Here is a 15,136-nt window from a genome sequence, read left to right on the forward strand (position 1 = left end):
CATTTGCAACGTAAGAGGCAAATGCCGTTTTCTGTTTATATACTTAAAATAGATGTTCACTATCGCTCAGTATTATTTGCTGACTTATACAGGGAGCAAGGATGTTGCTGCAGAAATCTTTTATCGCTAAGGCCATTGTACTCGGCTGTAGCCTGATGTTTGGGCTGGCATACGTGTCTCCCTCTTTGGCAGGAATCCCGCCTGTCTCCGCCCCGGTTACGCATCATGTCTCCGTCGCGCAGAGCCAGGCTGACATTACCGCAGCGACGTCGCGCTTCGGTTCACCTTTTTATCTCAAAACGCTGGCACCGCTTTATGCCAGCCGCGGCATGCAGCCGATGTGGCAGGACCGCCAGGCAATAGAGCAGTTTCAGCAGCAGCTGGCTGAAGTGGCGATTTCTGGCGTTCAGCCGCAGTTTACCCAGTGGGTAAAAATGCTGACCGACCCGCACATCACGGGTCTGGCACGTGATGTTGTGCTTTCGGATGCGCTGCTGGGCTACCTGCAGTTTACTTCCAGCGCGCCGAGCAAGGGTGAAGTCTGGCTGTATAGCAATGTGCCGTACAAGCTGGAAACGCCGCCGCTGTCGGTCATCAATCAGTGGCAGAAAGCCCTGACGCGCGGCAGCCTCAACGGTTTCATCCTGTCGCTGGCGCCGCAGCATCCGCAGTATTCACGAATGCACGGTGCGCTGAAGACGCTGTTAACGGACAGCCGTCCGTGGCCACAGCTAACGGACAGACAAACTCTCCGACCGGGGCAAATCAGCAATGATGTGCCCGCGCTGCGCGCTATTCTGCAGCGTACCGGCATGATGTCAGCGGCCAATGAGCCACCGAAGCCTGCCGATGAAGTGGTGGGCGCCGTTGATGCCCCGATGGTTCACGACGATGACAACGCACAGGCGGACGCCGGCTCGGGGCAAAATCAGGCGGCTAACAGCGCGGTTGTCAGCCCTTCCGCGACCACGACTACCGACGTGCAGCCGGAAACGCCGAATAATATCGGTAACGTGCAGGGCGCGGTGGTGCCGGTTAACAGCGATAATATTTACACCCCCGACCTGGTGGAGGGTTTGAAGCGTTTTCAGCGCTGGCAGGGGCTGGAGGCAGACGGCTTAATCGGCCTGCGTACGCGTGAATGGCTGAATGTGTCGCCGCAATTGCGGGCATCGCTGCTGGCGCTGAATATCCAGCGACTACGGTTGCTGCCGGACGATATGCATAACGGCATCATGGTTAATATTCCTAACTATTCACTGGCGTATTACGTCAACGGCAATGAAATCCTGTCTTCAAGGGTTATCGTGGGTCGGCCGGATCGCAAGACACCGCTGATGCGCAGCGCACTGAATAATGTGGTGCTCAATCCGCCGTGGAATGTGCCGACAACGCTGGTGCGTAAGGATATCGTGCCGAAGGTGAAGCAGGACCCCAGCTATTTGTACAAGCACAACTACACCCTGCTGTCGGGCTGGAGCGGTGAATCAGAAGTGATCGATCCGTCGATGATCAACTGGAGCATGGTATCCGCTGATTCGTTCCCGTACCGTATCCGTCAGGCACCCGGACCGACCAACTCGCTGGGCCGCTATAAGTTTAATATGCCCAGTTCAGATGCGATCTATCTGCACGATACGCCAAACCACGGGCTGTTCCAGCGTGATATCCGTGCGCTCAGTTCCGGGTGTGTACGCGTGAACCGCGCTTCCGATTTGGCGAACCTGCTGTTACAGGACGTTGGCTGGAACGATACGCGTATTTCCAGCGCGTTGAAGGAAGGGAACACCCGGTTTGTTTCCATACGCCAGCGGATCCCGGTGAACCTGTATTACCTTACCGCCTGGGTCGCAGATGACGGACAACCCCAGTTTCGTACAGATATTTACAATTATGACAGCACCGCCCGTTCAGGGGCTCAGATCCTGACACGAGCTGGTCAGTTATTGCTCTAGCGGTTGATTATCCAGCAGTTCTGTGGTGGGCAGATAACCCGTCGCCGACCGGTGCAGCGGAGGTGGACAGCCTCCCTGCGCCGGTTTACGTTTTGTCGGGTTGACGGGCGTTTGTTACATCGGTAAGGTTTCGAATAGTGCTGTAAAAGCACGTTTCTCATCACTTTTTCCAGGTAATACTGATTAATGGATAAATTCGACTCTAACCGCCGTAAATTGCTGGCGTTAGGGGGAGCTGCGCTAGGCTTCGCTCTCCTTCCAACTCAGGCATTTGCTTCGCTTTCGACCTCCCGTCCCCGGGTACTGACGTTAAGCAATCTCAACACCGGTGAAAGCCTGAAAACGGAATTTTTTAATGGTAAAAAATATGACAAGGACGAACTGGTTCGTCTGAATCATTTTTTCCGTGATTACCGGGCGAACAAAATAAAGAATATCGATCCCCATCTGTTCGATCAGCTTTTCCGTTTACAGGCCATGCTTGATACCCGCAAACCCGTGCAGCTTATTTCCGGCTACCGCTCGCTGGCCACGAATAATTCTATGCGTTCGCACAGCCGTGGCGTGGCAAAACACAGCTACCATACTCTGGGTCAGGCGATGGATTTCCACATTGAAGGAATTGCCCTGAACAATGTGCGCAAAGCTGCTCTCGCTATGCGGGCGGGTGGTGTAGGATACTACCCGAGCAGCAACTTTGTGCATATTGATACCGGTCCGGTACGGCACTGGTAAAACGGAACGCCGGCCTTAAGTGGTTGCCGGCAGTGGAGCGTTATGAACTATCATATTATTCCCGTTACGGCTTTCTCGCAGAACTGTTCGGTGATTTGGTGCCCGGAAACCCGGGAAGCCGCACTGGTCGATCCCGGTGGCGATGCTGATAAAATCAAGCAGGAAATCGCCGCTTTGGACGTTGAACTGAAGCAGATCCTGCTGACCCACGGGCATCTCGATCACGTTGGCGCCGCAGCTGAGCTGGCAGCGCACTACGGTGTGAAAATTGTCGGTCCGCATAAAGCAGATCTGTTCTGGCTGGAAGGGTTACCCACTCAGAGTCAAATGTTTGGCTTTGGCTATTGTGCGCCTTTAACGCCGGATCGCTGGCTGGAAGAGGGGGATACGGTAGCGGTCGGCAACGTGAGTCTGGAAGTCCTGCTGTGTCCGGGCCACACCCCGGGCCATATCGTGTTTTTTGACCGTACTGGCCGTCTGCTGGTTTCTGGCGATGTGATTTTCAACGGTGGCGTAGGGCGGTCTGACTTCCCGCAGGGCAGCCACAGCGATTTGATTGCCTCCATTCATAACAAGCTTTTACCGTTGGGGGACGATGTGACGTTTATTCCAGGTCACGGCCCGATCTCAACGTTAGGGCGAGAAAGAATCAGTAATCCTTTCCTGCAATAAATAAAAAAGCCTGCAAATGCAGGCTTTTTTATACCATCAGACCCGCATTACAGCACGGCGACGATCGCTTCACACAGTGGTGACATATTGTCAGGCGTCATACCCGCCACGTTAACGCGACCGGAGTTCACCGCATACACGCCAAATTCTTCGCGCAGGCGAACAACCTGGTCTTTCGTCAGACCGCTGAATGAGAACATGCCGTTCTGGCTGATGATAAAGCTGAAATCACCTTCAGCTCCCTTGTCCTGCAGCGTATTCACAAACAGCTGGCGCATACGCTGAATGCGCTGGCGCATATCGGCCAGTTCCTGCTCCCACAGAGCACGCAGTGCGCTGTTGCTGAGGATGGTTGCGACGATGGCAGCACCGTGAGACGGCGGGTTAGAATAGTTAGCGCGGATAGTCGCTTTAACCTGGCTGAATGCGGTATCCGCAACCGACGCTTCAGCAGCCACCAGCGTGAAGGCACCGACGCGTTCGTTGTACAGGCCAAAGTTCTTCGAGTAGGAGCTGCAGACAATCAGTTCCTGGTGGCTGGCAGCGAAGATACGCAGGCCTTCTGCATCTTCTTCCAGACCACGTGCGAATCCCTGATAGGCGAAGTCGAACAGCGGCAGCCAGCCTTTCGCCAGCGACAGTTTCGCCAGCGCCTGCCACTGTTCGGCAGTCGGGTCGATGCCCGTTGGGTTATGGCAGCAGCCGTGGAACAGAACCACGTCTCCAGCCTGCGCGGCGTCGAGGCTGCTGACCAGTGCATCAAAGTCCAGCGCATGATTAGCGGCATCGTAGTAGGCGTATTCACAGACTTCCAGTCCGGCAGCGGCGAACACATTCTTGTGGTTAGGCCAGCTAGGGTTGCTCACCCAGACGCGCTTAGCACTCGTCTGATTAGCAATAAAGTCAGCAGCAATACGCAATGCACCGGTTCCGCCAGGGGTTTGCGCGGTGCGCGCACGTTTAGCGCTGATAATGGCGCTGTCGGCTGAAAACAGCAGTTCCTGCGTGCAGCGACCAAAGTCAGCAATACCGTCGATGCTGAGGTAATTTTTGGTTGTTTCGTTTTCCAGCAGATACTGCTCAGCTTTTTTTACGCTGGCCAGCACCGGCGTTTTGCCGGTTTCATCTTTATACACCCCGATACCGAGGTTGATCTTATTTGGGCGGTCGTCAGCACGAAACAGGTCGGCTAAACCAAGAATGGGATCGGCGGGTGCAGCTGCAATACGTTCAAACATAATTGAAGTCCGTTAGCTTAATCTAAAGCAAAGTGAGCAATCAGGTTACCGCCAGAAACGTGAAATTGCCAACCGTTTGCATTAAAAAAGCCGGGTAAAGATCAAGCTTCGTTAAAAGAAAACTTTAACGATGGTCATGCAGCTGGCGGCAATAGTGACGGCTGTCCCCATTATCCAGCGAGTCTGATTCGATATCTCCTGGTGCATGCTGCCGATCTCTTTATGCATGCCACCCATTTCTTTATGAATGCCCACCAGACTTTGGTGCATTTCCGTTCTCAGCTCTGCCAAATCGGTCTTAGTTGCAAATGTTTCCGAGCGGGCGGTCAGACATGCAAGGTCAATTTTGATTTGGCCGGTGTCTTTTTCAAGCTGTTCAATACGATTAATCATGATGTCCATACCCTTGTCCTTGTGCCAGGTCCTTGCCTGAGAATGAGTGTACGGCAGCGTGTGGAAATATCACCCTTTATATTCGGGCTTGGGCGAGTTTAGCGCCGCGCTGGGAAGAGGATCGCAGAGTTAATGTAAGGAACTGAAAACTGGCGGGTCAGGGGAAATAAAAAACAAAAACGGGGCCGAAGCCCCGTTAGTTGCGAGTTGCGCGGTGGGCAAGCCCACCGGCAAAAGGCAATTAGAACTGGTACTGCAGGCCAACACCAACAACGTCGTCGGTAGATTTGCCAGCTGCACGAGTGTAGTCGGTGTCGTCCAGCAGGTTGATTTTGTAGTCAACGTAGGTAGACATGTTTTTGTTGAAGTAGTAGTAAGTACCCACTTCGATGTATTTAACCAGGTCAGCATCGCCGCCGCCGAAGCCGTTGAAGCCGTCCAGTTCCTTACCTTTAGACTGCAGGTAAGCGATGGATGGACGCAGACCGAAGTCGAACTGGTACTGTGCAACCACTTCGAAGTTCTGAGTTTTGTTAGCAGCTACGCCGGTGTTGCCGTAGTTGGTGGTGTTACGGGATTCACCGTAGAATGCCGCCAGGTATACGTTGTTTGCGTCATATTTCAGACCCAGACCGTATGCATCAGCTTTGTCGCCGGTGCCGTCTGCTTTCTGATCAACGGTACGGTTAGCAGAGAAGTAAGAACCAACTGCGCTGATGCCCATGCCGGTGTCATAGGCTACAGAAGTACCCCAGCCGTCGCCGTTCTGAAGCTGTACTTCACGACCTTCGTTTTTACCCTGGTACTGTACAGCGAAGCTCAGGCCGTCAACCAGACCGAAGAAGTTGCTGTTACGGTAAGTAGCGACACCTGAAGAACGACCGATCAGGAAGTTATCGTTGTCCTGGTACAGGGTGTCATCGCCGAACACTGGCAGCTGGTCAGTGTAAGACATTGCGTCGTAGATCACGCCGTAGTTACGACCGTAGTCGAATGAACCCGCGTCACCAAATTTCAGACCAGCAAAGCCCAGACGGGTTTTGTTTCCGTCTTGAACGTCAGCGCCGCCTTCAGTGTGGTTAGCCTGGACGTTGTATTCCCACTGGCCGTAACCGGTCAGCTGGTCGTTAATCTGAGTTTCGCCTTTAAAACCGAAACGCACATAAGTTGCATCGCCGTCATCGCCAGCGTTGTCAGAGAAAGTGTGACGCGCATCAACTTTACCGTACAGATCCAGTTTGTTGCCGTCTTTGTTGTAGATTTCTGCTGCGTTGGCTGCACCAGCTGCTAACAGAGCTGGAATTACCACTGCAAGAATGTTGCGCTTCATCATTTTTATTACCCTCATTGGAGTTATTTGGACACCTGCCACTGCCGTCAAGAATTCATTACAGAACTATGATGAGAGTTTGGTGTCTTCCTGTGTCTGCACGCATCTTTCCATTCGTAGCGCGGTTAATCTAGAGGGAAAATGCTACTAATCTCCTATTCTGGTTACAAGAGGAAAATGTGTGTAACAAAATGTAAAAAACAGGGAACTTTGTGAGTGAACTCAAAATTTACAAAAATAAAAAAAGGCCAGCGAGGCTGACCTTTGTATATATATGAATTTCTTATATTTAATTCTGAAATTAGAAAGAAGCGTTCCGCGGCGTACGTGGGAATGCGATAACGTCTCTTACATTTTGTACGCCGGTGACATAGGCGATTAATCGTTCGAAACCTAAACCAAAACCTGAATGCGGTACGGTGCCGTAGCGACGAAGGTCGCGATACCACCAGTAATCTTCTTTATTCAGACCCATCTCAGCCAGGCGGGCATCCAGCACGTCCAGACGCTCTTCACGCTGCGAACCGCCGATGATTTCGCCGATTCCCGGCGCCAGAACGTCCATCGCCGCAACGGTTTTACCGTCATCGTTCAGGCGCATATAGAACGCTTTAATGTCTTTCGGGTAGTTTTTCACCACCACCGGTGCCTTGAAGTGTTTCTCGGCCAGATAGCGCTCGTGCTCAGAGGAGAGATCGATGCCCCATGAAACCGGGTTCTCAAAGGTCTGTCCGGATGCCAGCAGGATCTCTACCGCTTCGGTGTAATCCACCTGGGCGAAATCGGTGGTGACAAACTGCTGCAGGCGAGTGATAGCTTCTTTATCTACGCGCTCGGCGAAGAAGGCCATATCATCAGCACGCTCTTCCAGAACGGCTTTAAAGACGTACTTCAGCATCGCTTCCGCCAGTGCGGCGTTGTCTTCGAGGTCGGCAAAGGCGATTTCCGGCTCCAGCATCCAGAACTCAGCCAGATGACGGCTGGTGTTGGAGTTCTCGGCGCGGAAGGTTGGACCGAAGGTGTAAATTTTAGAGATGGCGCTGGCGTAGGTTTCGCCGTTCAGCTGGCCGGATACGGTCAGGAACGATTCTCTGCCGAAGAAATCTTCTTCGTAGTTGACCTTGCCTTCCGGCGTGCGCGGCAGGTTTTCCAGATCCAGCGTGGAGACGCGGAACATTTCTCCGGCACCTTCGGTATCGGAAGCGGTGATCAGCGGGGTGGAAACCCAGAAGAAGCCCTGCTCGTCAAAGAAACGATGCAGTGCCTGAGCCAGCGTGTGACGCACGCGGGCAACGGCACCAATCAGGTTAGTGCGCGGGCGCAGGTGGGCCACTTCTCGCAGATACTCAATGCTGTGGCGTTTAGCCGCCATCGGATAGGTATCCGGGTCATCAACCCAGCCCACCACTTCTACGTGGGTCGCCTGAATTTCAAAGCTCTGTCCTTCACCCGGGGATTCCACCACTTTACCGGTGACGATCACGGAACAGCCGGTGGTCAGACGCAGCACTTCATCCTGATAATTATTCAGAGAATTATTGACCACAGCCTGAACGGGATTAAAGCAGGAACCGTCATAAACGGCGATAAAGGAAATACCGGCTTTTGAATCTCTTCGGGTACGCACCCAGCCACGTACGGTGACTTCGCTGTCAACCGCAACCCGGCCGTGCAGTACATCCGCTACAGGCACAACGCTCATATAAGTCTCTCACTATTGATCTGAATAGGAATGGTTACCCCAAATTTTGGGTCTTGCTATGTTACTTGCCGGGCGGGGAGAAACAAGAGGAATTCAATGAATGAGGGGAGATTTATTCAGTATTAACGGTGTTGCGGGCCAGAAAGCGTCTGGCCCCAGGGGAAGTCTTAACTGGCTTTCTTCACCAGCGGGAGATCGAAGGCTTTACGCAGTGCGCGAACGAAGGCCTGATCCTGGCAAATGGTTTTGCCCGGGCTGTCGGAAAGCTTGGCCACCGGCTTGCCGTTACACTCCACCAGTTTAATGACGATATTTAACGGTTTAACCTGAGGAATATCGCAGGTCAGGCGTGTGCCAATACCGAACGCCACGTTAATACGCTGGCCGAAGTGACGATAAAGCGCCACGGCGCTGTCGAGATCCAGATTATCGGAGAACACCAGGGTTTTGCTGAGCGGGTCGATTCCCAGCTGCTGATAATGGGCAATCGCTTTTTCTCCCCATTCCTGCGGCTCGCCGGAATCATGGCGCAGCCCCTGATACGCGCTGGCAAAGTTGCGGCCAAAATCGCGCAGGAAGGCATCCATCGTAATGCAATCGGTGAGGGCGATCCCCAACTGGTCCGGGTACTCTTCCAGCCAGGCCTGCAGGGCAGCGCGCTGACTGTTTGCCAGAACAGGGCTGATTTGCTGGTGTGCCTGGAACCATTCATGAGCCTGCGTCCCCATTGGCGCGATATCCAGGCGGCGGGCAATTTCATAGTTGCTCGACCCCACCAGCCACGGGAAATCCTGCTTCAGCGTGCTGACAATGGCCAGATGCACATCCCACGAGAAGCGGCGTCGCGTGCCGAAGTCCATCAGGCGGAAGCGCGACATATCCAGGTCAGCGGTCAAACCCGCAAACTGATCCAGCTTGCATTTCAGCTTATCGACGGCCATCTCCGCCGTCACCTGCGGTGAGCGGTGGCGATGCACGACTTCACTGATCAGCGCCAGCAGTGGGACCTCCCACATAATCACTTCACGCCACGGGCCGCTGATGCGGATATCCAACTTGCCCAGATTATTGCGCACCTGAACCTGTTGGGGATCGTATCGGAATTCTCTAAGCCAGTTGAGATAGTCAGCGGTAAAGAAAGGCAGGCTGGAGAGATAGGCGAACTCTTGATCGTTCAGCGCCAGCGAAGCCATCATCTTTATCTGCTGCACAATTTCATCGGCATACAGGCCCAGCATATCGTCACCGCGGCAGCGAAATTCGGCTGCAACCGTAACATCATGATACCGGTGAAAAACCGCCTGCTGCATATGAAGTTTGTAGGCGTCGGTGTCCAGAAGCGTAGTCAAAATCGGGGAAGCGTGTCGTGTCATGGTGCGTTTCAGCATCCTCTGGCGAAGAGCGTTATCCCTGGTTCAAATGGAAAAAAGTCGCAGGAGTATAACCCGAATACTCATTTATTGAACCCGATCACAGCACAATTCAGACGGGCTGGTCGAGGACATTCTGTGCTCATGTTAACAGTATGTATCATTTTCCAGCAATCCCGCGTTTCAGGTGGAATCAACGTGGCAACCGTGCGATAACAGGAATAAACTTGGAAAGTTAAATTAATTATCGACGTGAGAAGGACTTATGACGCAACTGCCGCAAGCTAAGAACCGCCATGATTATCGTGCACCCGATTACACGATTACCGATATCGATCTGACGTTCGATCTTAATGCCAGTACCACCAGGGTGACCGCCGTCAGCCAGATTAAGCGTCTGGCAAGCACCGACGCCGATCTGCGTCTGGACGGTGAAGATCTGACGCTGGTGTCGATTGCCGTCGATGAGCAGCCCTGGGAGCATTATCGGCTGGACGAGGGGGCTCTAGTTATCAGCCGCCTGCCCGACGCGTTTACGCTGAAAATTGTGAACGATATTCACCCGGATAAAAATACCGCGCTGGAAGGTCTGTACAAATCCGGCGAGGCCCTGTGCACCCAGTGCGAAGCGGAAGGTTTCCGCCATATTACCTGGTATCTTGACCGTCCGGACGTGCTGGCTCGGTTTACAACCACCATTATCGCCGAGCAGGCGCTCTATCCTTATTTACTGTCGAACGGCAACCGCATAGACGGCGGTGAGCTTGACGGTGGCCGTCACTGGACCCAATGGCAGGATCCGTTCCCGAAACCGTGCTACCTGTTCGCGGTAGTGGCCGGGGACTTCGACGTGCTGCGCGACAGCTTCCGCACCCGCTCCGGTCGCGACGTGGCGCTGGAGATCTTTGTCGATCGCGGCAATCTTGACCGCGCGGACTGGGCGATGACCTCGCTGAAAAACAGCATGAAGTGGGATGAAAAGCGCTTCGGTCTGGAATATGACCTGGATATCTTTATGATCGTCGCCGTTGATTTCTTCAACATGGGCGCGATGGAAAATAAAGGCCTGAACGTCTTCAACTCTAAATACGTGCTGGCGAAGGCCGAAACCGCCACCGACAAAGATTACCTCGGTATTGAGGCGGTGATCGGCCATGAATACTTCCATAACTGGACCGGCAACCGCGTGACCTGCCGCGACTGGTTCCAGCTCAGCCTGAAAGAGGGGCTGACCGTGTTCCGCGATCAGGAGTTCAGTTCCGATCTCGGTTCCCGCCCGGTTAACCGTATTGATAACGTCCGCGTAATGCGCGGCGCGCAGTTTGCGGAAGACGCCAGCCCGATGGCGCATCCGATTCGCCCGGAGCAGGTGATCGAGATGAACAACTTCTATACGCTGACGGTGTATGAAAAGGGTTCGGAAGTGATCCGCATGATGCATACGCTGCTGGGCGAAGCGGCCTTCCAGAAGGGGATTCAGCTCTATTTCGAGCGCCATGACGGCAGCGCGGCAACCTGCGATGATTTCGTGCAGGCGATGGAAGACGCCTCAAATGTCGATCTGTCACAGTTCCGCCGCTGGTACAGCCAGTCGGGTACACCGGTTCTGTCGGTACGCGATGACTATAATCCTGAGCTTGAGCAGTACACCCTACACGTTACCCAGATGACGCCGCCGACCGCGGATCGCCAGGAGAAGCTGCCGCTGCATATCCCGCTGGATATCGAACTGTATGACAACAAAGGCCAGCCAATCCCGCTACAGCACAACGGCCATCCGCTGCATAACGTGCTGAACGTCACCGAAAGCTTCCAGACGTTTGTCTTCGACGGCGTTCCGGTACAGCCCGTACCGTCGCTGCTGCGTGAGTTTTCGGCGCCGGTTAAGCTCGACTATAACTGGAGTGACGCCCAGCTGACCTTCCTTATGCGCCACGCGCGTAACGATTTCTCGCGCTGGGATGCGGCGCAGAGTCTGATGGTAAATCATATCCGACTGAACGTTGCCCGCCATCAGCAGGGGCAGCCGCTTTCCCTGCCGCTGCACGTGGCGGATGCATTCCGCGCGGTGCTGTTAGAAGAGAACAGCGATCCGGCGTTGATGGCGTTGATCCTGACGCTGCCGAGTGAAAATGAAATCGCCGAGCTGTTCGAAACCATCGATCCGCTGGCGATAGCCGCCGTGCGCGAAGCGCTGGTGCGCACACTGGCTGAGGAACTGACGGATGAGCTGCAGGCGGTATATCGCGCGAATCAGACGGGTGAATATCGCATCGAGCATGCGGATATCGGTAAACGCGCGCTGAAAAACGTCTGCCTGAGCTATCTGGCGTTCGCCGATGCGGTAGCGGCCGATAAGCTGGTCAGCGCTCAGTATCACGCTGCCAATAATATGACCGACAGTATCGCCGCGCTGGCCGCGTCAGTCGCGGCACAGCTGCCGTGCCGTGCGGAACTGCTGGCGGCGTTTGACGAGCGCTGGCATCACGACGGACTGGTTATGGACAAATGGTTTGCGCTACAGGCCACCAGCCCGGCGGCGGATGTGCTGACCCAGGTCAGAGCGCTGCTGAATCACCGCTCGTTTACTCTCGGTAACCCGAACCGCGTTCGCTCACTGGTCGGGGCGTTTGCCGCAGCCAATCCGTCGGCGTTCCACGCGCAGGACGGTAGCGGCTATCAGTTCCTGGTTGAAATGCTGACCGATCTGAATACCCGCAACCCGCAGATTGCCGCACGGCTAATCGAACCGCTGATTCGCCTGAAGCGTTACGATGCTCATCGCCAGGCGCTAATGCGTCAGGCGCTGGAGCAGCTGAAAGGGCTGGATAAGCTTTCGGGTGACCTCTTCGAGAAAATCGAGAAGGCGCTGAACGCCTGAGTCTGGCGTCCGCGTTAACTAAAGGGGGCGATCGTATCGCCCCCTTTTTTATTAGCGCTGTGCGTAACGCGGTTCGGCAGGTGCTGCCGGGCGCTGCATAACGCGATCGAGAACTTCAGCTTCCAGCTCGGCCAGCCGCAGCGAGCCTTTCCTTCGCGGGCGCGGCAGGTCAATACTCAGATCGAGGCCAATATTTCCTTCCTCTATTAACAGCACGCGATCCGCCATCGCCACCGCTTCGCTCACGTCGTGCGTGACCAGCAGTACGGTGAAGTGATGCTGTTGCCACAGCGATTCAATTAAATCCTGCATCTCAATTCGCGTTAAGGCATCCAGCGCGCCGAGCGGTTCGTCCAGCAGCAGCAGGCCGGGGCGATGGATCAGTGCTCTGGCCAGCGCCACGCGCTGTTTCTGACCGCCGGAAAGGGCGGCGGGCCATTCTGCGGCGCGATCCGCCAGACCGACGGCGGCAAGTGCCTCCAGCGCATTTTGCTTCCAGCCGCGTCCTTTTAATCCCAGGCCAACGTTATCGATGATGCTTTTCCACGGCAGCAGACGGGCATCCTGGAACATCAGGCGGATATCTTCACGCGCCTCGTTCAGCGGTGCGCTGCCGGCAAGAAGCTCGCCGCTGCTGGCTTTTTCCAGCCCGGCCAGCAGCCGTAACAGAGTGCTTTTTCCGCAGCCGCTGCGGCCCACGACCGCCACAAACTGCCCGGAGGGGATATGCAGATCTATACTGTTCAGCACGGTGCGGCCACTGTACTGTTTGCTGGCGCCGTTAATGTTTAATGGTGTTCCTGCATTCAGACGCGGCGGGACGGAGTTGAGCTCGCTCATGCGTTCTCCTCTTTCAGTTGATATGCCGGATGCCAGCGCAGCCAGACGCGCTCCAGCAGCTGAGCGCCGACGTCAGCCAGTTTTCCCAGCAGGGCGTAAAGGATGATGGCCACCACTACCACGTCGGTTTGTAAAAATTCGCGGGCGTTCATCGCCAGATAGCCGATACCGGAATTGGCGGAAATCGTTTCGGCCACTATCAGCGTCAGCCACATCAGGCCGAGGGCAAAGCGGACGCCAACCATGATCGAAGGCAGCGCGCCCGGCAGCACAACCTGAATAAACAGGCTCCAGCCGGACAGGCCGTAGCTGCGCGCCATTTCCACCAGGCCGCGATCGACATTGCGAATGCCGTGATAGGTATTGAGATAGATGGGGAACAGGGTGCCGAGGGCGACCAGAAAGATCTTGGCCGACTCATCGATGCCGAACCACAGGATCACCAGCGGGATCAGCGCGAGGTGAGGCACATTGCGCAGCATCTGAACGGAGGTATCCAGAAGACGTTCTCCCAGGCGCGACATGCCGGTGATCAGGCCAAGCAGCAGGCCAATCGAACCGCCGATAGCGAAGCCCACCAGCGCGCGCCAGCCGCTGATGGCCAGATGCTGCCACAGCTCTCCGCTGGCGGAAAGACGCCAGAAGGTCACCACCACCGACTCGGGGGAGGGTAGGATGCGCGTGGACAGCCAGCCGGTTTGTGAAGCCAGCTGCCAGACTGCAACCAGCAGTACCGGCAGCGCCCACGGCAGCAGGGCATTGGTGATATGTTTTGTTGCTTTACTCATGCCTACCTCTGAACCATGACGACGGGTATTGCCGTAGATCGAAACGCCCGCACGTCAGTACGGCGAGACGTTGTTAGCTTTGGGACACTTTCTGCGGCGCAAAATCATGCGCAACGTGTTCGCCGTGGGCGTGGATTTTCGCGGGCTGCGGCACCTCCGGGATAGCCAGATCGAGATGCGGGAATAGCAGTTCCCCCACCCGATAGGCCTCTTCCAGGTGCGGATAACCGGAAAGAATAAAGGTTTCAATGCCGAGGTTGGCGTACTCCTGCATTCTTGCGGCAACAGTCGGACCATCGCCGACCAGGGCTGTACCGGCACCGCCACGCACCAGGCCGACTCCGGCCCACAGGTTCGGTGCGATCTCCAGATTATCGCGCTTGCCGCCGTGCAGAGCCGCCATCCGCTGCTGGCCGACGGAATCGGTGCGCGCCAGCGCGGCCTGAGCTTTCGCAATCGTGTCATCGTCAAGGTGAGAGATCAGCCGGTCGGCGGCCTGCCAGGCTTCCTCATTGGTTTCGCGGACGATCACGTGCAGGCGAATACCAAAGCGAACCTTGCGCCCCAGCGCGGCGGCTTTCGCCTGCACCTGGGCAATTTTTTCTTTTACCTGTGCGGGCGGCTCACCCCACGTCAGATAGACATCGACCTGTTCAGCCGCCAGATCCTGTGCCACCTCCGACGAACCGCCGAACCACAGGGGCGGGCGTGGCTGCTGTACCGGTTTAAACATCAGTCGCGCACCGCGCACATTGACGTGCTGACCTTCATAATCGACGGTCTCGCCTTCCAGTACCCGACGCCAGACGCGGGTGAACTCGGCCGATTCAGCATAGCGTTCGCGATGATCGAGAAACACGCCGTCACCGGCGAGTTCTTCCGCGTCGCCCCCGGTCACCAGGTTAAACAGGGCGCGTCCGTTGGACAGTCGATCGAGCGTGGCGGCCTGGCGTGCCGCATGGGTGGGGGAGGTGACTCCCGGGCGCAGGGCAACCAGAAAACGCAGCCGCTGGGTCACGGGGATCAGCGAAGCGGCGACCAGCCAGGCGTCTTCACAGGACCGCCCGGTAGGTATCAGCACGCCGCCGAATCCCAGCCGGTCGGCAGCCTGAGCAATCTGCTGCAGATAGGTGTAATCCACCGGACGGGCACCCTGGTTGGTGCCCAGGTATTGACCATCACCGTGCGTAGGAAGAAACCAGAAGACGGACAGGCTCATCGTTTAACTCCTT

Annotated in this window: 12 protein-coding genes; 4 read left to right on the forward strand and 8 right to left on the reverse strand. The window is 55.6% G+C overall.

Features of this window, described 5'->3' with window-relative positions; genetic code table 11:
- The first annotated feature begins 101 nt into the window (after window positions 1-101).
- The 3 genes from ldtD to EC836_RS09725 all read left to right on the forward strand — a co-directional run bounded on the left by ldtD (window position 102) and on the right by EC836_RS09725 (window position 3,362).
- Window positions 102-1,955, forward strand: coding sequence for a L,D-transpeptidase (gene ldtD, locus EC836_RS09715; RefSeq protein WP_123332505.1), 1,854 nt, complete (start codon window positions 102-104; stop codon window positions 1,953-1,955).
- Window positions 1,956-2,141: 186 nt separating this feature from the next.
- Entirely contained in the window at window positions 2,142-2,690 is a 549-nt protein-coding gene (locus EC836_RS09720; protein WP_123332507.1) for a YcbK family protein, read from the forward strand.
- Window positions 2,691-2,732: 42 nt separating this feature from the next.
- Entirely contained in the window at window positions 2,733-3,362 is a 630-nt protein-coding gene (locus EC836_RS09725; RefSeq protein WP_123332509.1) for an MBL fold metallo-hydrolase, read from the forward strand.
- Window positions 3,363-3,409: 47 nt separating this feature from the next.
- Here EC836_RS09725 and EC836_RS09730 read toward each other — a convergent pair whose 3' ends face one another.
- The 5 genes from EC836_RS09730 to pncB all read right to left on the reverse strand — a co-directional run bounded on the left by EC836_RS09730 (window position 3,410) and on the right by pncB (window position 9,398).
- The gene (locus EC836_RS09730; protein ID WP_123332511.1) at window positions 3,410-4,600 is read right to left on the reverse strand and encodes an amino acid aminotransferase; all 1,191 of its coding nucleotides are present in this window, start codon (window positions 4,598-4,600) and stop codon (window positions 3,410-3,412) included.
- A gap of 111 nt (window positions 4,601-4,711) precedes the next feature.
- Window positions 4,712-5,002 (reverse strand): hypothetical protein, encoded by a 291-nt coding sequence (locus tag EC836_RS09735; protein WP_123332513.1) that lies wholly within the window; start codon window positions 5,000-5,002, stop codon window positions 4,712-4,714.
- 232 nt (window positions 5,003-5,234) lie between these two features.
- Complete coding sequence (gene ompC / locus EC836_RS09740; protein ID WP_304466142.1) at window positions 5,235-6,326, reverse strand: porin OmpC; 1,092 nt, start codon at window positions 6,324-6,326, stop codon at window positions 5,235-5,237.
- 298 nt (window positions 6,327-6,624) lie between these two features.
- Window positions 6,625-8,025 carry an asparagine--tRNA ligase gene (asnS, locus tag EC836_RS09745; RefSeq protein WP_123332515.1) on the reverse strand — a complete coding sequence of 467 codons (1,401 nt, stop codon included), beginning with the start codon at window positions 8,023-8,025 and terminating at the stop codon, window positions 6,625-6,627.
- Between the two features lie 167 nt (window positions 8,026-8,192).
- Window positions 8,193-9,398, reverse strand: coding sequence for a nicotinate phosphoribosyltransferase (gene pncB / locus EC836_RS09750; protein WP_199735102.1), 1,206 nt, complete (start codon window positions 9,396-9,398; stop codon window positions 8,193-8,195).
- A 262-nt stretch (window positions 9,399-9,660) separates the two neighbouring features.
- Between pncB and pepN the strand changes: the two genes are divergently transcribed.
- On the forward strand, window positions 9,661-12,276 hold the full coding sequence (pepN, locus tag EC836_RS09760) for an aminopeptidase N (protein ID WP_123332521.1): 2,616 nt from the start codon (window positions 9,661-9,663) through the stop codon (window positions 12,274-12,276).
- 51 nt (window positions 12,277-12,327) lie between these two features.
- On the opposite strand, the gene ssuB is transcribed toward pepN, so the two are convergent.
- The 3 genes from ssuB to ssuD all read right to left on the reverse strand — a co-directional run bounded on the left by ssuB (window position 12,328) and on the right by ssuD (window position 15,123).
- Window positions 12,328-13,116, reverse strand: a complete 789-nt coding sequence (ssuB, locus tag EC836_RS09765; RefSeq protein WP_123332523.1) for an aliphatic sulfonates ABC transporter ATP-binding protein — start codon at window positions 13,114-13,116, stop codon at window positions 12,328-12,330.
- Window positions 13,113-13,904 carry an aliphatic sulfonate ABC transporter permease SsuC gene (ssuC, locus tag EC836_RS09770; protein WP_123332525.1) on the reverse strand — a complete coding sequence of 264 codons (792 nt, stop codon included), beginning with the start codon at window positions 13,902-13,904 and terminating at the stop codon, window positions 13,113-13,115. The genes ssuB and ssuC overlap by 4 nt, the downstream gene beginning before the upstream one ends.
- Window positions 13,905-13,977: 73 nt before the next feature.
- Window positions 13,978-15,123, reverse strand: coding sequence for an FMNH2-dependent alkanesulfonate monooxygenase (gene ssuD / locus EC836_RS09775; protein ID WP_123332527.1), 1,146 nt, complete (start codon window positions 15,121-15,123; stop codon window positions 13,978-13,980).
- Window positions 15,124-15,136 lie beyond the last annotated feature (13 nt).

Origin of the sequence: Erwinia sp. JUb26, from assembly GCF_003751505.1 — a bacterium.
GTDB lineage: Bacteria > Pseudomonadota > Gammaproteobacteria > Enterobacterales > Enterobacteriaceae > Erwinia.